We start from the raw sequence: 20,350 nt of genomic DNA on the forward strand, positions 1-20,350 counted from the left end.
AATTGATTTGGAACGGTAGAGGAAAGCCCGGTCTTGTTTCAAGGCGCTACTGGAATGAGAAGTCGCTGTATAGCGAAGGAAGTTTCTATTAGTGCTGTAGGAAACTTCCGGGGAGGCCGCAGCATAACTAACGAAGTGCCTCGGCTTAATTACCGAGCCCATGGGCCCGCGCACTTGGCGGGGCCCATGACTGCCTCAGGCGCGTGCCGTTTCTGGCAGCGGCAGCGCCAACAGGCGCTCGTCGAGCAGGCCCAGGCCTTCTTGGAACAACTGGTTGCTGCGCTCGGTTTCACCCAGGCTGGCCAGCAGCCGGGCCAGTTCGGCGCAGGTTTCCGGGTTGCGCTCCAGGCGCAGGCTGCTTTCCAGGTAGTCGCGCGCCTTGCCCCACAGGCGGTTTTGCTGGCTCAACCGGCCCAGGGTGAGGAGCAGGCTTGGGTCTTGCGGATGTTCCTTGAGCCAGCCTTCGGCCGTCTGCAACTGACGCGCCGGATCATCGCCGCGCACCAGCCCATAGAGACGTGCCAAGTGGCTCTCGTACTGGCGCTTGAGCGCAGTGCGCAACACCTGCTCCGCCTCGCCCTGAGCACCGACCTGACGCAACTGTTCGGCATAGGCCAGCACCAGTTGAGGCTCCTGGCGTTGCGCTGAGGTCAGCTGCTGCCACGCCAATTCCAGCGCCTGTCGCGCGGCCTGCGCATCGTCGCCGCGGGTAGCGGCCAGACCCAGGTTCTGGCCCCAGGCACGCTGTTCCAGCGCCGCCAGTTCTGCCGCCGGCAAGACCTTGGCCTTGCGCAGGTCAGGCAGCAGGCGAATCAGCGACGACCAGTCGCCACGCTCCAGATGCAGACGCTGCAGCAGGCGCAGGACCTGGGTGTTCTGCGGGTGGCGGGCCTGCATGGCCAACAGCGTTTCCAGTGCTTCATCGCGCTCGCCACGGTCCATTTGCAGCTGCGCATGGGTCAGGGCGATCGCCAGCTCAGCCTGCGGCTGGCGCTCCAGGGCGCGCTCGAGCAGGTTGTCGCTGTCTTCCTTGCGGCCTTGCTCGTTGGCCGCGCGGGCGGCACCGAGGTAATACATCAAGGGCTGGCGCTCAGCTTCGGCAGCGCGGTGCAGGTGGCGCTGGGCGCTGGCCCAGCGGCCTTCCGCCAGGTCCAGCTGGCCCTGTTCGATCGCCACGCGCACGCGACGGCTACGGTTGCGCCGCGACCAAGGGTTGAGCACGCCACTGGAGGTCAGCACCAGGACGATCAGGTAGCGCAGCAGCAGCACCACCAGCACCAGGACGAGCAACGCCGCCAAAGCCGCCCACAAGCCCGACTGATAGCGGAACCCACCGTAGGCGATCAGCACGTAGCCCGTATGCTTGGCCACGGCGATACCCAACGCCGCCGCTACCACGATTGCCAGCACCGCCAGCAGGTACATGCGCTTCATGGTTTGCTCCCTTCAGCCTCGGCCGGCAGGTGGCGACGCTGGATATACGCTTGCACTGCAGCCAGGCTTTCGCTCAGGTCCGGGGTGGCAACCGCAACCGGCTCGTCGGCCAATGCGTTGAGGCTGTCGAGCATTGCCTTGCTTTGCGGGTTGTCGGCGTTGAAATTGGCCAGCAGCACGCTGCGCGCGTCGTCCAGCGCCTGGCTGTAGACCTTGGCCTCGCCGTTGAGCGCCGCCCACTGGGCCTGCTCGATGGTCAGGCTCAAGGCCAGGCGCAGCTGGTTCAGCTGCTGACCGGCCAGCAAGGGCCGCACGTTGTCATCGGCGTTGAAATCGACCTGGAAGTACTTGGAGATCTCTGCCCACCATTGCGACAGACGACTGCTGACATCGCCATCGGCGCTGAGCGCGCCCAGCGCATCGGCGTCGCTGGCGAATTCTGGTGACTGGGCGCTGAGTTCCTGCACCAGGTCGCGCTGGGCGGCGAGCTTGAGGAACAGCCCGGTGCGGTCTGGTTGCTGGGTGTTGTTGAGCATGGCCAGGCTGCGGGCCAATTGCTCGCGGGCGGCGAAACTGCCGGGGTCGCTCTGCTCGCGCAGGATCTGATCGGCGCCTTCGACCAAGGCCTTGGCGCTGGTGATGTCCTGCAGGGCCGAGAGACGCAAGGTGGCCAGACGCAGCAGGTGCTCGGCCTCGGCCAGGCGCCACTCCTTGCGGCTTTCGCCCAACACGGTTTCCAGCTTCTGGCTCAGGCGTTGCTGATCGCCCTGCAATTGCGCCACCAGGCGGCGGCGGTCTTCGAGTTCGTTGGCGGCCGGCAGGCTGGCCAGCTGCGCGCTGATCTGCTGCTCACGCTGCTGCAACGCCTCGGCGCGTTGGTTGAGCGCTTCGATGTGCTCGCCTTGATTGAATTCGTTGCCTTGCAGCTGCCGAACCTGCCACACACCCCAGCCGCCGACGGCGACGCCGGCAGCGCCCAGCAGCAGCGCCAGCACGGCCAGACCGTTGCCAGAGCGCTTTACGGGCTTGTCGGTGATGGGGTGCGTCGGCTCCGTTGCCGACGGCTGATCATTGTTGGACAAGACAGTTTCGCTCACGTATCCATCCTTTGCATGGGGGCGCTCACAGCGCCTTAGGAGGCAGGTGCAGCACTGCGCTGCACAGCTGCCAGCAAGGCCGTGGCGTTCGCGCCACGGCAATCCACAACTTGTTGGGCTCCGGCGGCCCGGGCGTGTTCAGCCACCCGCGCGCTCGGTACGAACAGTGTCAGGCTGGCCACCTGCGGCCAATCGGCGCCCGCCATCTGCTGCAAGTGTTCAAGACCCTGTCCACTGCTGACCACCAGGCCATTGAGGCGTTCCGCTTGTATGCGACGTACCAGGGTGCCGGACGGATAGTCCGGCAGGCAGCGCCGATACAGTTCCAGATAATCGACACTAGCACCTTGCTCTGCAAGACGCTCGGCCAGCAGTTCACGACCTCCCACGCCGCGCACGATCATCACCTGTGCCCTGGCGCCAGCGATCGCCTGGCGCAGGGCCGGCAGCGCGAGCAGCGCCTCGCTGTCGTCGCCCAGGGCCGGATATGTCACCTGCAAACCTGCCGCCTGCAAGACTGCCGCCGTGGCTTCCCCGACGCTGAACCAGCCTCGCGGTGGCGCCTGGATGCCCGCTTCGTGCAAGCGCTCGAGCAGCAAGCGTGCGGCTGGCTTGCTGACCACGATGATCGCCTGGCAGCCGGCGAGTGCGGCCAATTGCCGAATGTGCGCGTCACTTCGCGGCAGCGGCTCGATGGCCAGCAACGGCAGGCTGCTGCTGGCGATACCTGCGGCGGCCAGTGTCTGCGCCAGTGCCGCGCAGTCCGCTTCGGGCCGGGTCAGCAACAGGCGCCAACGACTCACGGATGGCCTGCCTCGCCGTAGACCGCCTTGAGAATGGCTTCGGCACCCTGGCCCAGCAAGTCTTCGGCCACCTGTACACCGAGGGTTTCGGCGTTCGCCCGTGGTGCGCGGGCGTCGGCCATCAGCAAGTTGGCGCCATCAGGCTGACCGACCAGGCCGCGCAGCCACAGCTGATCGCCTTCAAGCACCGCATAGCAGGCGATCGGCACTTGGCAGCCGCCATTGAGGCGCTTGTTCAAAGCACGCTCGGCAACCACACGGTCAGCGGTATCGGCATGGTGCAACGGCGCCAACAGCGCATGAATTTCGCTGTCAGCGCTGCGGCATTCGATACCCACCGCGCCCTGGCCACCAGCCGGCAGACTGTCCTCGACGCTGATAGCAGCGGTGATGCGCTCCTCGAAGCCCAGGCGGATCAGACCGGCAGCGGCGAGGATGATGGCGTCATATTCGCCAGCATCGAGCTTGGCCAGGCGCGTATTGACGTTGCCGCGCAGGAAATGAATGGTCAGGTCGGGCCGGCGGGCCAGCAGCTGCGCCTGGCGACGCAGGCTGGAGGTGCCGACGATGCTGCCTGCCGGCAACGCGTCGAGGCTGGCGAAATGGTTCGAAACGAAGGCGTCGCGCGCGTCTTCGCGCTCGCAGATGCAGTACAGGCCCAGCCCCTGCGGGAAGTCCATGGGCACGTCCTTCATCGAATGCACGGCGATGTCGGCTTGATCCTCCAGCAGGGCTGTTTCCAGCTCCTTGACGAACAGGCCCTTGCCGCCAATCTTGGCCAACGGTGCATCGAGCAGCTTGTCGCCGCGGCTGACCATGGGCACCAAGGTCACCTGCAGGCCGGGATGGGCCTGCTCGAGACGGGCTTTGACGTATTCGGCCTGCCACAGGGCCAAGGCACTTTTACGGGTGGCGATGCGGATTTCGCGAGTGGACATGAAACGCCCCGATGCAGAGAAATGCCGCTGATGATAACAGCATCACCGGCATCGCTTGCAGACCTGGGTCAGGATCGGGCGGGACTGCTAGCGGCTCACAGCGTCTGCATCATCTTGCGCACACCCGCTACATGCCGACGGCTGACGGTCAGCGCATCGCCCTCGAGCCCCTTGAGAAACAGCTGGAAGTGCCCAAGCGGCGTGCGTTGCAAGCGTTCGATGCGCTCACGGGCTACCAGTGCGTTGCGGTGGATGCGCACGAAGCGCTCGCCGAACTCGTCTTCCAGTGCCTTGAGCGGCTCGTCCAGGAGCACTTCCCCGGCCTCGTGGCGCAGCGTCACGTACTTGTGATCGGCAATGAAATAGATCACCTGCGGCAGCGGTATCAGCTCGATGCCTTTGCGCGTGCGGGCACTGATATGACTACGCGGACTGCCGCCCTCAGTGCCCGGGCGGGTCAGTGCGGCCAATTGAGCACGGTTGGGCTTGTCGGCCTTGCGCAAGGCATCGCGCAAGGTCTGCGGCTGGATAGGTTTGGTCACGTGGCTGAGGGTGCTGTGCTGGAACGCCTCGGCTCCGTATTCATCGTCACCGGTGCAAAACACCACCGACGGCGGCGCTTCACGCTCGCACAAGCGTGCGGCGACCTGCAGGCCATCCAGGCCAGGCATGCCGATGTCCAGCAGCACCACATCCGGTTTGAGGCTCTCGATCAGCGCCAAGGCCTCTTCGCCGTTGGTGGCGCTGGGCTCCAACACGGTGTAGCCCTCCAGTTCGGCGAACAGCCGGGTCAGGCGTTCGCGGGATTGGGGTTCGTCATCAACGATCAGGACATTCATAATTGCTCTGGATTCCTGAGTGAGTCTCGCACGGGTGTAGCGTAGACAAGAGCAGGTCGAGCGACACTGCGGTCACGCTCTAGACCGGTGCGAAGGCCAAAGATTCACTGAGCCGGCAGAAACACTGCCAGTGCTCTGTCCAACTGTAGACGGTCCATGGAACACTGCCGTTCAATCCGTGAATATCCTCAACACCCATCTTTGCCGAGGGTTCGCAGCGTTTTCTGCTGACCGATGCCCTGCGGCAGCGGGCTCAACCCTGCTATCATCGGCGCCAATTTTTTCGTTCACGCCTGCAATGAGTGAATCCATGAGCACTGACAAGACCAATCAGTCCTGGGGCGGCCGCTTCAGTGAGCCCGTCGACGCTTTCGTCGCCCGTTTCACCGCGTCGGTCGACTTCGACAAGCGCCTGTACCGCCACGACATCATGGGTTCGATCGCCCACGCCACCATGCTGGCGCAGGTCGGCGTACTCAGCGATGCCGAGCGTGACACCATCATCGATGGCCTGAAGACCATCCAGGGCGAAATCGAAGCAGGTAGCTTCGATTGGCGCGTCGACCTCGAAGACGTGCACATGAACATCGAAGCGCGCCTGACCGACCGCATCGGCATCACCGGCAAGAAGCTGCACACCGGTCGCAGCCGCAACGACCAGGTCGCGACCGATATCCGCCTGTGGCTGCGTGATGAAATCGACCTGATCCTCGGCGAGATCACCCGTTTGCAGCAGGGTCTGCTGGAGCAGGCCGAGCGCGAGGCCGAAACCATCATGCCCGGCTTCACCCATCTGCAGACGGCCCAGCCGGTCACCTTCGGTCACCACCTGCTGGCCTGGTTCGAGATGCTCAGCCGCGACCACGAGCGCCTGCTCGATTGCCGCAAGCGCGCCAACCGCATGCCCCTGGGCAGCGCCGCGCTGGCTGGCACCACCTACCCGATCGACCGTGAGCTGACCTGCAAGCTGCTGGGCTTCGAAGCGGTATCGGGCAACTCGCTGGACGGCGTTTCCGACCGTGACTTCGCCATCGAATTCTGCGCCGCTGCAAGCATCGCGATGATGCATCTGTCGCGCTTCTCCGAAGAGCTGGTGCTGTGGACCAGTGCGCAGTTCCAGTTCATCGACCTGCCTGATCGCTTCTGCACCGGCAGCTCGATCATGCCGCAGAAAAAGAACCCCGATGTGCCGGAGCTGGTACGTGGCAAGAGCGGCCGCGTATTTGGCGCCCTGACTGGCCTGCTGACCCTGATGAAAGGCCAGCCGCTGGCCTACAACAAGGACAACCAGGAGGACAAGGAGCCGCTGTTCGACGCCGCCGACACCCTGCGCGATTCGTTGCGCGCCTTCGCCGACATGATCCCGGCGATCAAGCCCAAGCACGCCATCATGCGCGAGGCGGCGCTGCGCGGATTCTCTACCGCCACCGACCTTGCCGACTACCTGGTGCGCCGCGGCTTGCCGTTCCGCGACTGCCACGAGATCGTCGGCCACGCGGTGAAGTATGGCGTTGACACCGGCAAGGACCTGGCCGAAATGAGCCTGGACGAGCTGCGTCAATTCAGCGATCAGATCGAGCAGGATGTGTTCGCCGTGCTGACCCTGGAAGGCTCGGTGAATGCGCGTGACCACGTCGGTGGTACGGCGCCGGCGCAGGTGCGTGCGGCCGTGGTGCGCGGCAAGGCCTTGCTCGCTTCACGTTAAAACGCCAGTGCGAGGGCCTGGCCCTCGCCCTCGCTCGCGGGCACGCCAGTTGCTGGCTTGCCCGCGTGGGCTGTGCCGCGGCGTCAGCGTTTGCCGCTGCGGATGAGCTCCATGAAGGCCGGCATTGCCGCCTCCTTGTCTGCCACGATCCGCGCCATGTGCGGGTTCTCGCCCAGCAGTTGCAGCAATGCCTTGGCCTGCGGGAAGTCCGCGAGAAAATCGATGCCCAGCACTTTCTTGCCGACCGCACAGGCCAGGTCTACCGAAAACGCGAACATCAGGTCAGCCTGCGTCAACGTCTCCCCGGCGACATAAGGCGCAAAACGCCCATTGCGCTTGAGTGTGGCGAAACCCGCCAGCAGCTCTGTGCGGGCCCGCTCCTTGATCAGCGGCTCGACCGGCATGCCGAAGAACGATTCGGCGTAGCAGGTACGGGCTGGCAGCTCGATGTACAGCTCGATTTCCTTCACCAGCTCGCGCACTTTCGCCTGGGCGAACGGGTCGCTCGGCAGCAGGGCCTTGCCCGCTTGCGTCTGCTCGATGTAGTCGAGAATCACACTGGTTTCGCTGAGAAAGCCCTGTTCGGTCTCCAGCACTGGCACCTTGCCGCGCGGACTGACTTCCAGCGCCCCCGGCGCCTGGCCACCGTAGAAGGTGACTTCTTCGAAAGGCACACCTTTCTCCAGCAGCGCCAACTTGACCATGTTGTAGTAGTTGCTGACCGAGAATCCGTGAAGCTTGAGCATGGGTTACAGCCTCCAGGCCGTATGGGGATGGCTGGGCTGTTATAGACCTTCGGCCAGCCCTTGACCAGCGTCATGCACCTGGTCGATGACCGGGCATTGCCGGCACGGGCGTGGCAAACTGTGCCCCCCCACCACAGGAGTAGCGCCATGAGCGAGCACGACGAGATCGAAAACGACGAAGAAGCATTCGCCGAGGCGACACTGACCGAGGCCATCGAGAACCAGATCGAAAGCGGCGAGCCGGCAGCTGCCAAGGCCACCTTCAACAAGCTGAGCCTGGTCGGCTATGCCCGTGAAGATATCCTCAACCTAATGGCCCACGTGCTGGCGATCGAAATCGACAACATGCTCAAGGACGATCGCCCGTTCGACGGCCAGTGGTATGAAGACGCCCTGCGCGCCCTGCCGGAACTGCCACCTGAGGCAGATCAAGGCGACGCCGAATAACCCGACTACACTCCAGGGTCAGGCACCGCTGGCGGTGCCGCCGTCCTTGTCTGGAAGTCAGGAGTCGCCATGTCCTTCACCCCCGAACTGATCGCCGAACTGGAAGTGCTCGCCCTGTTCAACCTGGACAGCAGCCAGGAAGGGATCAAGATACACGCCAACGCATCCCCTACCCTGGTGGCCGCTGCTCAACGCCTGTATGACAAGCAACTGACCGATCAGCCCGATGGCGGTTACCTGACCAGCCTGGGCCACGATGCCGTGGAAAGCGTGCAGCTGCTGCTCAATGTTTTGAAGAACCCGCAACCCGCCTGAGCCTGCACCGACCCCTTCGCGGGTGGCGCGCCTTGCCCGCGACAGGGGCCAGACCAGCGGTAGAAAAATGGCGTCAATAATCCATTTTCCGCTTATCCGACCCTTCTACTCAGGCTAAACTCGCCGCTGCTTCCGCAGCCTGCCCTGAGTGCGCAATGAAACACCCCCATGAAATTCGCCTTGAACTGGACGAAGGCATCGACCGCAAAGTGCTGTCGACATTGCGCGCGCGTTTTCTGCAGATCAACCAGCGCAGGCTGCAACGGGCCATCGACGGCTTGTCGAGCCGACAACAGCAGGTATTGACGCTGCTGCCGTTGTTGTTTCATGTCAACCACCCGCTGCTGCCAGGGTATGTGTCCGGCACTACACCCGCAGGCGTTGCGGGCTTCGAACCCAGCGCCGAGCACATCGCCGAGGCTCAGCGCCTGACCCGCTCGTTCGCCTACCGCGCGCGCCACGGCAACCCGCCTCGGCCGATCCAGGGTGTTTTCCTGATGGGCAGCCTCGGCTCGCTGGCGCAAGCCGAGCAGAGCGACATGGACCTGTGGGTGTGCCATGCGCCAAGCCTGGAGCAGGCCCAGCGCGAGGAGTTGCAGCGCAAGTGCGAGCTGCTGGAAGCGTGGGCTGCCAGCCTGGGCGCCGAGGCTCACGTCTTTCTGGTCGACCCCCAGGGCTTCGCCCAAGGCCAGCGCGACAGCCCGTTGAGTACCGAGGATTGCGGCAGCACGCAGCACTTTCTGTTGCTCGACGAGTTCTACCGCACGGCCATCTGGCTGGCCGGGCGTACACCGCTGTGGTGGCTGGTGCCGGTGTATGAAGAGCACAACTATCAGGCTTACACCCAAACCCTGTTGCGCAAGCGTTTCATAAGCCCCCAGGAGGCCCTCGATCTGGGCAACCTGGCGCAGATTCCCGCGGGCGAATATGTCGGCGCGGGGTTGTGGCAGTTGTTCAAAGGGATCGACTCGCCCTACAAGTCGCTGCTCAAGCTGTTGCTCACAGAAACCTACGCCAGCGAGCATCCCTCTGTCCGTTGCCTGAGCCTGGACTACAAGCAGGCGGTGTATGCCAACCAGCTGGACCTCGACGAGTTCGACCCTTACGTCATGGTGTACCGCCGCATCGAGCGCTACCTGCAGCAACGTGGCGAAACCGCCAGGCTGGAGCTGGTGCGGCGCAGTCTGTACCTGAAAGTGAACAAGAAGCTGAGCTTGCTCGACCGTGCACGCCACACCGACTGGCAGCGCCGGTTGCTGCAGCGCCTGACCGACGAATGGGGCTGGAGCGAGCAGCAACTGACGCTGCTCGACAGTCGCAGCCAGTGGAAGGTGCGCCAGGTCGCCGTGGAGCGCCGCGACCTGGTCGCCGAGCTGACCCGCAGCTACCGCTTTCTAACCCAATTCGCCCAGACCCAGGGCGCCGGTAGCCGCGCCAAGCTGCGCGACTTGAGCGTGCTGGGTCGGCGCCTGTACGCCGCCTTCGAGCGGCGGGCCGGCAAGATCGAGGTGATCAACCCAGGCATCGCCCCAGACATCGCCGAAGACACCTTGACCCTGGTGCAGTCGCCCAATCGCAAGGAGCCAGGTAGTCATCATTGGGGGCTGTACAACGGCAACCTTGGCGTGCACGAGTGGGAATATTTCAGCCCGATCAAACGCTGCCGCGAGCTGCTCGAACTGCTGGCCTGGGCTCACCGCAACGGCGTCATCGACAGCAGCACGCGCCTGGCTTTGCATCCCGGCGACAGCGATCTGAGCGAATTCGAGCTGTTCAACCTGTTGGGCAGCCTGCAACAAAGCATCGCGCTGCCGCTCGAACCGGTCAGCGAGGCACGCTTGCTGCAGCCGAGCGTGGCTGACGAGGTGCTGCTGTTGGTCAACGTCGGCATCGACCCGCTGCGCCACCATCGTGACCTGAACATTCTCATGACCACCGAGCGCACCGATTCGCTGAGCTATGCCGGCGTGCGCGAGAACCTGGTCCTGACCGTTGACCAGGTCACCCGCAACAGCTGGAATGAAGTGCTGGTGCAGCGCTATGACGGTGAGCATGCGCTGCTGCGTTGCTTGCGCGAACTCCTCAACAGCCTTGTGCATTCCAGTCATCGACCGCGCGTGCAGGTGCGCTGCTTCTGCCATAACCGTGCCCAGGCCATCGCCCAGCGGGTCGAAGAGATCGTCGAGACGCTCCAGGCGTTGCTCGCTCGAGGTTCGGAGCAGCGCTATGTGCTACAGGTGGCGCAGCACACCCACGTATTTGAGCTGCTGCCTGATCAAGTCAGCCTGGCCACACTGAACGGACACGATGCGTTAGTGCAGTACCTGGGCCAGGAGCGCCATCGCTACAGCCCGCTGCATCTGGACCGCCATGCTTTGCAGGACAGCGACCTGCCGCTGGTATTGGAACAGGGACGGCGCAATTGCATCCAGGTGTTCTACCGCCTGCTCGACGACTGCGCCGATCTGTATGTACTCGATGAATACAACGTCCTTTGGCAACAGCGCGTGCCGCTGTTCGACGAGGGTCATCTGCTGCTGCCGGTGCAGCGCTTTCTGCGCTCGGTACTGATGCGCCACGCGGCGCGCCAGCCGCTCGAACCTGTGAAGCAAGCCCACCTGGGTATCCACTACGCCCAATTGCTACCGTCCGGTCCCGGCAAGGCCCGCAGCCTGGAAGCCCGCCCTGCGCCTAGCGCAGACCTCGACCAGCCGTACTACGAGGTGCAGGCGATCATCCAGGCCGCGGCGCAAGGCAAGGTACACGTGACGCTGTACTGCGACCAGCAGGAGTTCTCGGAGCTGGAGCATGGCGATCAGCTGTACGAAGTGGTCGCCCGACAGATCCTCGGCCAGCGCCGCAGCGCCGGGCATTATCGGTGCTACATCACCGACCTGGACCTGTCCGAGTTACTGGCGGATGAACAGGGATCGACCAGCCTCTACCTGCGCCACAAGCGCCAGCTGGAGCAGGCGCTCAACCAAGGGCTCGAGGCGCTGCAGCCGACGCTGACGCCCTGAGCCCAGCGGCGCTTCCCTCTGCTTCGCGCGGGTTGCCATCTGCATGCTGCGCGCTTCTTGGACAATCGGAAGTGCGACATGAACAAGCAGAACTGGATGGCCGCCTCACCCGAGCTGGGTCGCCTGCGTATCGATCAGCTGATCCTGCCCGGCAGCCATGACTCGGGCATGGACAAGCAGGCCGACAACATCGTGCCGGCTCAGGAAGTGACCCAGGATGTCTCGTGCATCGAGCAGATTCGCGCCGGCATCCGCGTACTGGACCTGCGCGTCAGGGCCAATCGCGAATACACCCCAGATTCGCCCTACCGCTACAAGCTCTATCACATGAGCACATCCGGCCGGACCGTGTTAGGTGATGTCGTGACCGAGCTGAATCAGTTCTACAGCGACCCGGCCAACGAACGCGAAATCGTCATCCTCGACTTTCATCAGTTCGACAACTTCAGCGCCCAGGAACACCAGTGGTTGCTGATGTCGCTGGACAAGCACCTGGGCCAGCGCATCATCCCCTACGAGCTGCATGCACTGACCCTGGATCAGCTGTGGAACGAGCATCCCGGCAAAGCCGTGGTCATCGCCTACAACCACGGCGCACGCGCAAGCCATTGGGATGGCGTGGACCAGGTGTGGATCGGTGAGAACACACCGTCCACCGAGGAGTTGAAGGCGTTCATGGACCAGCATCGGGGACAGCACAAGCCTGTCGGCAGGCTACGCTCGATTCAATGTGCCAAGTACAACAAGATCGTTTTCACGGCGGACGATTTCAGCGACAAGGTCGATGAGTGGTTCGACTCCCAGGATCTGCACAGCTACATCCAGGGCTTTCACATCATCAACACCGACTGGTCGCTGCGTAGCCGCATCGTCGACAACTGCATACATGCCTGCAAGCTCAAGGCGCTGAACACACCTTGATCGCTTGGCGGGTTCAGAGGGCGTAATCGCCTGCCGCTTCTGGCTGGTACTCGACTTCCAACAGTTCCAGCTTGAGCGTCTTGCCCCCTGGCGCCGGCCAATCGATCTGCTCGCCTACCGACAGGCCCAGCAAAGCGCAGCCGATCGGCGCCAGGATCGACACCTTGCCCTCGCCGCCCGCATCCTTGGGATAGACCAATGTCAGGTGGTAATCCTTGCCACTGCCCTGCTCGCGGCAATGCACGCGCGAGTTCATGGTCACCACGCCTGCGGGCACTTCATCGTGGCCGACCACCTGACCGGCACGGTCCAGCTCCTCCTGCAAAGCGAGCACACCCGGGGTGCTTTCATCGAGGCTATCGATCAGGCGCTCGAGACGTTGCACGTCCAATCGGGTGAGGATGAGGGAAGGCTTGGTGCTCATGATCCAGTCAGACTCCTTGGTACAGGCGGTTTGCTGTGGGCAGATAAAGCAAAACCCCGCCCAAGGGCGGGGTTTGTGAATGCATCGGCGTCACCGACACATGACCCGACACTACCACAGCGCAGCAAATACTCAACCCCGTGCGCGCAGGGCCTCGGCTTCGCGCAGGATCTGCCGGCGGCGCTCGTCATCGGCCGAGCGCCACTCGCGGATATGCTCGACATGCCGATGGCAACCGGTACACACCCGCTGCTCGTCCAGCCGGCAGACGCTGATGCACGGTGACGCCACCGCAGGGCTGACGTTGCTGTAGAGCGGCTTCGGCGCTCGTGCTGGGCTGGTCATCAGATATCGTCGAAGTCCAGCTTTTCGCCGGCACGTTCCCAGACGATGCGCTCCAGCATCTCACCGAGCAGTTCTTCGCTCTTCTCGCAGACCCACTTGCCGCTCTCTTCGTCGTAGTCGAAGTGAAAGCCACCGGAGCGGTCGGCCAACCACAACTGGCGCAGCGGCTCCTGGCGGCTGAAGATCAGTTGGGCGCCGCCTTCGAAGGTGACGGTGAGGACGCCGGCGGAGTTTTCCATGTCCAGGTCCATTCCGCTTTCATCGAACAGGTCTTCAAGAGCCTGTTGGGTCGCATCGACCAGATCATGGAAACGCGCTTCGCTCAAACTCATTGCAGGAACCTCGAAATTGGCTGCGGTACGGCAAGCCCGGCACGATACGGGCGCATGGCGCCAGCTGCAAGCTGCACCTCGCGCTGCCCGCCCGACGGACCGGCCCTTGCATAGGCAAGCCGCCGGTCGCTCGGTATACTCGGGCGCAATACTGCATATTTCAAAGGATTTCACCATGAAGCGCCTGATTTCCTCGCTCGCGGCGCTGGTCGCGGTTGCCTGCCTCGTTTCGGCCTGCGGTCAGAAGGGCCCTCTGTACCTGCCGGAAGACGGCAAGGATGGCAAGGACTCGAAACACGCTCACCAGCATCAGCATGCTCCAGCGGTCCAAGCCCAGGACGAGCAGCCCATCCAGCCCGAGCAGACGCCTGAGCAAACGCCAGAGCAGTAAGGAATTCAGATGAACGCTTTCAACTACCGCGACGGCCAACTGTTCGCGGAGGGCGTGGCGCTTGCCGCCATCGCCGAACGTTTCGGCACGCCAACCTACGTGTATTCGCGCGCGCATATCGAAGCCCAGTACCGCAGCTACACCGACGCCCTGCAGGGCACCGAGCACCTGGTCTGCTTCGCCGTCAAGGCCAACTCCAACCTCGGCGTGCTGAACGTGCTGGCGCGTCTGGGCGCAGGTTTCGACATCGTTTCCGGCGGCGAGCTGGAGCGCGTTCTGGCCGCCGGCGGCCGGGCTGACCGCGTGGTGTTCTCCGGCGTTGGCAAGACCCGCGAAGACATGCGCCGCGCGCTGGAAGTCGGCGTGCACTGCTTCAACGTCGAATCCACCGATGAGCTGGAGCGCCTGCAAGTGGTGGCCGCCGAAATGGGCAAGGTGGCCCCGGTCTCGCTGCGGGTCAACCCGGACGTCGACGCCGGCACCCACCCGTATATCTCCACCGGTCTGAAAGAGAACAAGTTCGGCATCGCCATCGCCGATGCCGAAGCCATCTACGTACGTGCTGCGCAATTGCCGAACCTGGATGTGGTGGGCGTCGATTGCCACATCGGCTCGCAGCTGACCACGGTCGACCCCTTCCTCGATGCCCTCGACCGCCTGCTGGCGCTGGTCGATCGCCTCGCCGAATGCGGCATCCACCTGCGCCATCTGGACCTGGGTGGTGGTGTCGGGGTGCGTTATCGCGACGAGGAGCCACCGCTGGTCGCCGACTACATCAAGGCCATCCGCGAACGCGTCGGCAGCCGGGACCTGGCGCTGGTGTTCGAGCCTGGGCGCTACATCGTGGCCAACGCCGGCGCCCTGCTGACCCGCGTGGAATACCTCAAGCACACCGAGCACAAAGATTTTGCCATCATCGACGCGGCGATGAACGACCTGATCCGTCCGGCGCTGTACCAGGCCTGGATGGGCGTCAGCGCGGTGATTCCACGCGCCGGCGAAGGCCGTGCCTACGACCTGGTCGGCCCGATCTGCGAGACCGGCGACTTCCTGGCCAAGGATCGCGTGCTGAACCTGGCCGAAGGCGATCTGCTGGCCGTGCAGTCGGCAGGCGCCTATGGTTTCGTCATGAGCTCCAATTACAACACCCGTGGCCGTTGCGCGGAAATTCTGGTCGACGGCGACCAGGCTTTCGAAGTTCGCCGCCGCGAGACCATCGCCGAACTGTATGCCGGCGAAAGCCTGCTGCCGGAGTGAGCCCATGCTGCTGCGCTTTACCAAGATGCATGGGCTGGGCAACGACTTCATGGTCCTCGACCTGGTCAGCCAGCACGCGCACATCCAGCCCAAGCACGCCAAGCAGTGGGGCGACCGCCACACCGGGATCGGCTTCGATCAGCTGCTGATCGTCGAAGCGCCGAGCAACCCGGAAGTGGATTTCCGCTACCGCATCTTCAACGCCGACGGCTCCGAGGTCGAACAGTGTGGCAACGGTGCGCGCTGCTTCGCTCGCTTCGTGCTGGACAAACGCCTGACTGCGAAGAAACGCATCCGGGTGGAAACCAAGGGCGGCGTCATCGAGCTGGACGTGCAGAACGACGGCCAGGTGTGTGTCGACATGGGCCCGCCGCGTTTCGTCCCGGCAGAAATTCCGTTCATTGCCGATGCGCAGGCCAGCAGCTACCCGCTGGAGGTCGACGGTCAGGTGCACTCGATCGCCGCGCTGTCGATGGGTAATCCGCATGCCGTGCTGCGCGTCGATGACGTGCTGACCGCGCCCGTGCACGAGCTGGGGCCGAAGATCGAACATCACCCACGCTTCCCGCAACGGGTGAATGCCGGTTTTCTGCAGGTCATCGACCGCCACCGCGCCAACCTGCGGGTGTGGGAGCGTGGCGCTGGCGAAACCCAGGCCTGCGGCACCGGCGCCTGCGCCGCGGCAGTGGCCGCGATCAGCCAGGGCTGGATGGATTCGCCGGTCGCCCTTGACCTGCCAGGTGGCCGCTTGCACATCGAATGGGCAGGTCCCGGCACCTCGGTGTTGATGACCGGCCCTGCCGTACGCGTCTTCGAAGGACAGGTTCGTCTCTAAGCGAGTAACCGCCATGACCGATCAGCCAGTAGCAAAGCAGTCCGATGAGCTCGATGCCGACGCAGTGGTCGCCTACCTGCGCGCCCACCCGACCTTCTTCGCCGAGCACGATGAGTTGCTGATCGAGCAACGCATCCCCCACCAGCGTGGCGACAGCGTGTCGCTGGTCGAGCGCCAGCTCAAGCTGCTGCGCGAACGCAACATCGAGATGCGCCATCGTCTTTCGCAACTGATGGACGTGGCCCGCGACAACGACCGGCTGTTCGACAAGACGCGACGGCTGATCCTCGACCTGCTCGACGCCAGCACCTTGGAAGAGGTAGTGATGGCCGTCGAAGACAGCCTGCGCCAAGAGTTTCAGGTGCCGTTCGTCAGCCTGATCCTGTTCGGCGACAACGCCGCGCCGGTCGGCCGCTGGGTCAGCAACGCCGAGGCCCAACAGGCCATCGGTGGCCTGTTGGGCGGTGGCAAGACGGTCAGCGGCAACCTGCGCGAACATGAACTGCTGTTCCTGTTCGGCAAGGAGCAGCAGGCGCAGGTCGGTTCAAGCGCCGTAGCCGCCCTCGAATACCAAGGTTTGCACGGAGTCCTGGCGATTGGCAGCCGCGACCCGCAGCACTACAAGAGCAGTGTCGGCACCCTGTTCCTCGGCTATATCGCCGAAGTATTGGGGCGCGTCGTGCCGCGCGTGACCCAGACCTTGCGCTCGGTGCGCTGATGGAACGTCAGCTGGAGGCTTATTGCGCACACCTGCGCAACGAGCGCCAGGTATCGGAACATACGCTGCTGGCCTACCGCCGCGACCTCGACAAGGTCATCGCCTACTGCGCCAGCCAAGGCATCGACGGCTGGGGCGCGCTGCAGATCCAGCAGCTGCGCCAGCTGATCGCTCGCCAGCACCACCAGGGGCAGTCTTCGCGCAGCCTGGCCCGCCTGCTGTCGGCAGTCCGCGGGCTGTACCGTTACCTCAACCGCGAAGGCCACTGCCAGCACGATCCGGCTTCAGGCCTCAGTGCGCCCAAGGGTGAACGGCGACTGCCCAAGGTGCTGGACACCGACCGCGCCTTGCAGTTGCTCGACGGCGGTGTCGACGACGACTTCATCGCCCGCCGCGACCAGGCGATCCTCGAGTTGTTCTATTCCTCCGGCCTGCGCCTGTCTGAGCTTACCAACCTTGACCTGGAACAGCTGGACCTGGCTGCTGGCCTGGTCCAGGTGCTCGGCAAGGGCAGCAAGACCCGCGTACTGCCGGTCGGGCGCAAAGCGCGTGAAGCGCTGCAGGCCTGGTTCAAACTGCGCGGCATCGGCAACCCGCGCGATGCTGCGGTGTTCATCACCCGCCAAGGCAAGCGCATGAGCCCACGGGCCATCCAGCTGCGGGTCAAGACCGCTGGCGAGCGCGAGCTGGGCCAGCACCTGCACCCGCACATGCTCCGCCACTCCTTCGCCAGCCATGTGCTGGAATCGTCCCAGGACCTGCGTGCGGTGCAGGAAATGCTCGGCCACGCCGACATCAGCACCACGCAGATCTACACCCACCTGGACTTCCAGCACCTGGCGGCCGTGTACGACAGCGCCCACCCCCGGGCCAAACGCAGCAAAGGCACAGACTCATGAGCATCCAGCTGATTACCTTCGACCTCGACGATACCCTGTGGCACACCGCGCCGGTGATTGCCAGCGCCGAGGTGGTGCTGCGCGACTGGCTCGAAGCCAATGCGCCGAAGCTCGGCGGCGTACCGGTCGAGCACCTGTTTGCCATCCGTGAACGCCTGGTGCAGGCCGAGCCGGCGCTCAAGCATCGCATCAGCGCGCTGCGTCGGCGCGTGTTGTTCCATGCCCTGGAGGCGGTCGGCTACAGCGACCAGCACGCCCGTGAACTGGCCAACGAAGGCTTCGAAGTGTTCCTGCATGCCCGCCACCAGGTCGAGATATTCCCTGAAGTGCAGCCCATGCTCGAGGTGCTGCGCCAGCGCTACACCCTGGGCGTCGTCACCAATGGCAATGCCGATGTCAGCCGCCTTGGCCTCGCCGATTACTTCGCCTTCGCCCTGTGCGCCGAAGACCTGGGAATCGGTAAGCCAGACCCGGCGCCGTTCCTCGAAGCCCTCAAGCGCGGCAACGTCGAGGCCCATGCGGCAGTGCACGTGGGCGATCATCCCGGTGATGACATCGCCGGCGCCCAGCGCGCCGGACTGCGTGCGGTGTGGTTCAACCCGCAAGGCAAGGCCTGGAGTGCAGAACAGGCCCCGGATGCCGAGATCCAGCGCTTGTCGCAGCTCCCCGATGTGCTGACCCGTTGGGCCTGACAGGGCCAACGCGGTCTCGACGACAGGCACAAAAAAGCCCGCAGCGACGGCGGGCTTTTTGCGTTCAGCCACTCAGATAGGGCGGCTGCCGTACTTGTTGTCTGGCTTCTTGGGCGGATCGGCGACGACGTTGGCCTCGACTTCCTGCACCTTGCCACCGCGCGACAGGAACTCTTCCATCGCCTTGGCCAGGGCATCACGCTCCTTCTGCTTGGCTTCCATGCTCGGCATCTCGTCTACCGAGACAGCCGCCTTGGATTTACCCTTGGCAGCGGGGGCCGGGCTGCTGTCGTCGTCGCCAGCATCTTCGGCGCCATCGTCAGCCGCCGCTTCGAGGCCTTCGTCAGCCTCGTCTTCGTCGCCTACTTCGAGGTCGTCGTTTTCCAGATCGTCGTCGCTCATGTTCTACCTCATGACTTGCGAAAAGCAGGTTAGTTATAGACCAATGCAGCCGTAGACCGGCGGTCACTGGTGAAAATTCAACTGGCCGTGGGTATGGGTGTGGCCACTGCCTTTGGGACTGCGCTGTGGTTGGCATGCGCTGCCCAGCAGGCCCTGCTCCTGGCAGGCCCTGACAAATCCATGAACCGTTGCTGGCTTTACGCTATTGGCAAGCCTAGCAAAGGCTGGCGAAGGGTGTGGACTACGCGTCAACACCCTTCGGCGCGCATTCTAGCGCGCCCGCAGAAAAAGCAAAGCTCCATAAACGCCCTGCAACTTGTAAGTTTTTGCCCTACGTCGCGAACGTGTCAGATAAACCGTTTGCACTGCGGGAAAAGGCAAAATCCAGGCAAAAAAATGCCCGGTAAACCGGGCAAGATTTTCCAGCGTCGCAGTTACAGGTTGTAACCACGTTCGTTGTGCTGAGCCAGGTCGAGGCCGACCGACTCTTCTTCCTCGTTGACCCGCAGGCCCATCACCACATCCAGCACCTTGAGGATCACGTAGGTGACGATGGCGGTGTAGACGACGGTGAAGATCACGCCCTTGGCCTGCACCCAGACTTGGGCACCAATGTCGGTCACTGCGCCGAAGCCGCCCAGCGCCGGGGCTGCGAACACGCCAGTGAGGATGGCACCGATGATGCCGCCCACGCCGTGCACACCGAAGGCGTCGAGCGAATCGTCGTAGCCGAGCTTGCGCTTGAGGGTGGTGGCGCAGAAGTAGCAGACCACGCCCGAAACCAGGCCGATCACCAGCGCGCCCATCGGGCCGACAGTGCCGGCTGCCGGGGTGATGGCGACCAGACCTGCCACCACACCCGAGGCGATGCCCAGTGCGCTGGGTTTGCCATGGCCGATCCACTCGGCGAACATCCAGCCCAAGGCGGCGGCGGCGGTGGCGATCTGGGTCACCAGCATGGCCATGCCGGCAGTGCCGTTGGCGGCGGCGGCAGAGCCTGCGTTGAAGCCGAACCAGCCGATCCACAGCATCGCCGCGCCCATCAGGGTGTAACCCAGGTTGTGCGGGGCCATTGGCGTGGTCGGGTAGCCTTTGCGCTTGCCCAGCACCAGGCAGCAGACCAGACCGGCGATACCGGCGTTGATGTGCACCACGGTGCCGCCCGCGAAGTCGAGCACGCCCCAGTCCCACATCAGGGCACCGTCACCGCTCCACACCATGTGCGCGATCGGCGCATAGACCAAGGTGAACCAGATACCCATGAAGATCAGCATCGCCGAGAACTTCATGCGTTCGGCGAAGGCACCGACGATCAGCGCCGGGGTGATGATGGCGAAGGTCATCTGGAAGGTGATGAACACCGCTTCGGGGAACAGCGCGGTGGCGGAGGTCAGGTTCTCGGGGGTCACGCCGCTGAGAAACGCCTTGGAGAAGCCACCGACGAAGGAGTTGAAGTTGAGCACGCCCTTTTCCATACCGGTGGTATCGAAAGCCATGGTGTAGCCGTAGACGACCCAGAGAATGCTCATCAGACCGGTGATGGCGAAGCACTGCATCATCACCGACAGGACGTTCTTGGAGCGCACCATGCCGCCGTAGAACAGGGCCAGGCCTGGAATGGTCATGAACAGCACCAGCGCCGTTGCGGTCAGCATCCAGGCGGTGTCGCCGGAGTTCAGCGCGGGGGCAGCTGCTTCCTCGGCCAGGGCGAGGCCTGGCATTGCGAGGGACAATAGGGCTCCTAGCCCTGCGATCTTACGCAGAGTCATGTTGTTTTCTCCTGGGGCGTT

The 20,350-nt window shown here is 63.8% G+C and carries 22 protein-coding genes; 11 read left to right on the forward strand and 11 right to left on the reverse strand.

The genetic code is table 11. From position 1 onward, the window contains the following. Positions 1-195: 195 nt before the first annotated feature. From FS665_RS04665 to FS665_RS04685, 5 genes are all read right to left on the reverse strand, one after another. Complete coding sequence (locus FS665_RS04665) at positions 196-1,434, reverse strand: heme biosynthesis protein HemY (RefSeq protein WP_145184144.1); 1,239 nt, start codon at positions 1,432-1,434, stop codon at positions 196-198. Continuing rightward, positions 1,431-2,531, reverse strand: a complete 1,101-nt coding sequence (locus FS665_RS04670; protein WP_145184146.1) for a uroporphyrinogen-III C-methyltransferase — start codon at positions 2,529-2,531, stop codon at positions 1,431-1,433. Before FS665_RS04670 ends, FS665_RS04665 begins: the two co-directional genes overlap by 4 nt. A 35-nt stretch (positions 2,532-2,566) precedes the next feature. Next, positions 2,567-3,334 carry a uroporphyrinogen-III synthase gene (locus FS665_RS04675; RefSeq protein ID WP_145184149.1) on the reverse strand — a complete coding sequence of 256 codons (768 nt, stop codon included), beginning with the start codon at positions 3,332-3,334 and terminating at the stop codon, positions 2,567-2,569. Beyond that, on the reverse strand, positions 3,331-4,272 hold the full coding sequence (gene hemC / locus FS665_RS04680) for a hydroxymethylbilane synthase (RefSeq protein ID WP_145184152.1): 942 nt from the start codon (positions 4,270-4,272) through the stop codon (positions 3,331-3,333). The genes FS665_RS04675 and hemC overlap by 4 nt, the downstream gene beginning before the upstream one ends. A 95-nt stretch (positions 4,273-4,367) precedes the next feature. Beyond that, positions 4,368-5,111, reverse strand: a complete 744-nt coding sequence (locus tag FS665_RS04685; protein ID WP_145184155.1) for a LytTR family DNA-binding domain-containing protein — start codon at positions 5,109-5,111, stop codon at positions 4,368-4,370. A gap of 310 nt (positions 5,112-5,421) precedes the next feature. Here FS665_RS04685 and argH point away from each other — a divergent pair, with 310 nt between their 5' ends. Then, positions 5,422-6,816: an argininosuccinate lyase gene (gene argH, locus FS665_RS04690; protein WP_145184158.1), complete on the forward strand. Its 1,395-nt coding sequence runs from the start codon at positions 5,422-5,424 to the stop codon at positions 6,814-6,816. 83 nt (positions 6,817-6,899) lie between these two features. On the opposite strand, the gene FS665_RS04695 is transcribed toward argH, so the two are convergent. Beyond that, the gene (locus FS665_RS04695; RefSeq protein ID WP_145184161.1) at positions 6,900-7,562 is read right to left on the reverse strand and encodes a glutathione S-transferase; all 663 of its coding nucleotides are present in this window, start codon (positions 7,560-7,562) and stop codon (positions 6,900-6,902) included. A 147-nt stretch (positions 7,563-7,709) separates the two neighbouring features. Between FS665_RS04695 and FS665_RS04700 the strand changes: the two genes are divergently transcribed. The 4 genes from FS665_RS04700 (at position 7,710) to FS665_RS04715 (ending at position 12,265) form a co-directional block, all read left to right on the forward strand. Beyond that, entirely contained in the window at positions 7,710-8,009 is a 300-nt protein-coding gene (locus tag FS665_RS04700) for a hypothetical protein (protein WP_145184165.1), read from the forward strand. Positions 8,010-8,078: 69 nt separating this feature from the next. Continuing rightward, positions 8,079-8,324, forward strand: a complete 246-nt coding sequence (locus FS665_RS04705) for a TIGR02647 family protein (protein WP_145184168.1) — start codon at positions 8,079-8,081, stop codon at positions 8,322-8,324. Positions 8,325-8,479: 155 nt separating this feature from the next. Continuing rightward, positions 8,480-11,344, forward strand: coding sequence for a class I adenylate cyclase (locus FS665_RS04710; protein WP_145184171.1), 2,865 nt, complete (start codon positions 8,480-8,482; stop codon positions 11,342-11,344). Positions 11,345-11,422: 78 nt separating this feature from the next. Then, the gene (locus FS665_RS04715; RefSeq protein WP_145184174.1) at positions 11,423-12,265 is read left to right on the forward strand and encodes a hypothetical protein; all 843 of its coding nucleotides are present in this window, start codon (positions 11,423-11,425) and stop codon (positions 12,263-12,265) included. A gap of 13 nt (positions 12,266-12,278) precedes the next feature. Here FS665_RS04715 and rnk read toward each other — a convergent pair whose 3' ends face one another. From rnk to cyaY, 3 genes are all read right to left on the reverse strand, one after another. Further along, a complete protein-coding gene (gene rnk, locus FS665_RS04720) occupies positions 12,279-12,689 on the reverse strand; it encodes a nucleoside diphosphate kinase regulator (protein ID WP_145184177.1) in 411 nt (136 codons plus the stop codon). A 132-nt stretch (positions 12,690-12,821) separates the two neighbouring features. Next, positions 12,822-13,034: a DUF1289 domain-containing protein gene (locus FS665_RS04725; protein ID WP_371921224.1), complete on the reverse strand. Its 213-nt coding sequence runs from the start codon at positions 13,032-13,034 to the stop codon at positions 12,822-12,824. Beyond that, entirely contained in the window at positions 13,034-13,366 is a 333-nt protein-coding gene (gene cyaY / locus FS665_RS04730; protein WP_145184183.1) for an iron donor protein CyaY, read from the reverse strand. The genes FS665_RS04725 and cyaY overlap by 1 nt, the downstream gene beginning before the upstream one ends. A 175-nt stretch (positions 13,367-13,541) precedes the next feature. Here cyaY and FS665_RS04735 point away from each other — a divergent pair, with 175 nt between their 5' ends. From FS665_RS04735 to FS665_RS04760, 6 genes are read left to right on the forward strand one after another with little or no spacing between them, the layout of a single operon-like run. Next, entirely contained in the window at positions 13,542-13,757 is a 216-nt protein-coding gene (locus FS665_RS04735; protein WP_145184186.1) for a lipoprotein, read from the forward strand. Positions 13,758-13,766: 9 nt separating this feature from the next. Then, entirely contained in the window at positions 13,767-15,014 is a 1,248-nt protein-coding gene (gene lysA, locus FS665_RS04740) for a diaminopimelate decarboxylase (RefSeq protein WP_145184189.1), read from the forward strand. 4 nt (positions 15,015-15,018) lie between these two features. Next, entirely contained in the window at positions 15,019-15,849 is an 831-nt protein-coding gene (gene dapF / locus FS665_RS04745) for a diaminopimelate epimerase (protein WP_145184192.1), read from the forward strand. Positions 15,850-15,862: 13 nt separating this feature from the next. Beyond that, positions 15,863-16,567 (forward strand): DUF484 family protein, encoded by a 705-nt coding sequence (locus FS665_RS04750; RefSeq protein ID WP_145184195.1) that lies wholly within the window; start codon positions 15,863-15,865, stop codon positions 16,565-16,567. Continuing rightward, complete coding sequence (xerC, locus tag FS665_RS04755) at positions 16,567-17,466, forward strand: tyrosine recombinase XerC (RefSeq protein ID WP_145184198.1); 900 nt, start codon at positions 16,567-16,569, stop codon at positions 17,464-17,466. The genes FS665_RS04750 and xerC overlap by 1 nt, the downstream gene beginning before the upstream one ends. Then, on the forward strand, positions 17,463-18,158 hold the full coding sequence (locus FS665_RS04760) for an HAD family hydrolase (RefSeq protein WP_145184201.1): 696 nt from the start codon (positions 17,463-17,465) through the stop codon (positions 18,156-18,158). The genes xerC and FS665_RS04760 overlap by 4 nt, the downstream gene beginning before the upstream one ends. Before the next feature lie 72 nt (positions 18,159-18,230). On the opposite strand, the gene sutA is transcribed toward FS665_RS04760, so the two are convergent. Both sutA and FS665_RS04770 read right to left on the reverse strand, forming a co-directional pair. After that, positions 18,231-18,560: a transcriptional regulator SutA gene (gene sutA / locus FS665_RS04765; protein WP_011536349.1), complete on the reverse strand. Its 330-nt coding sequence runs from the start codon at positions 18,558-18,560 to the stop codon at positions 18,231-18,233. Positions 18,561-18,994: 434 nt separating this feature from the next. Beyond that, the gene (locus FS665_RS04770) at positions 18,995-20,329 is read right to left on the reverse strand and encodes an ammonium transporter (protein ID WP_145184204.1); all 1,335 of its coding nucleotides are present in this window, start codon (positions 20,327-20,329) and stop codon (positions 18,995-18,997) included. Positions 20,330-20,350 lie beyond the last annotated feature (21 nt).

The organism is Pseudomonas sp. URMO17WK12:I11, assembly GCF_007677725.1.
GTDB lineage: Bacteria > Pseudomonadota > Gammaproteobacteria > Pseudomonadales > Pseudomonadaceae > Aquipseudomonas.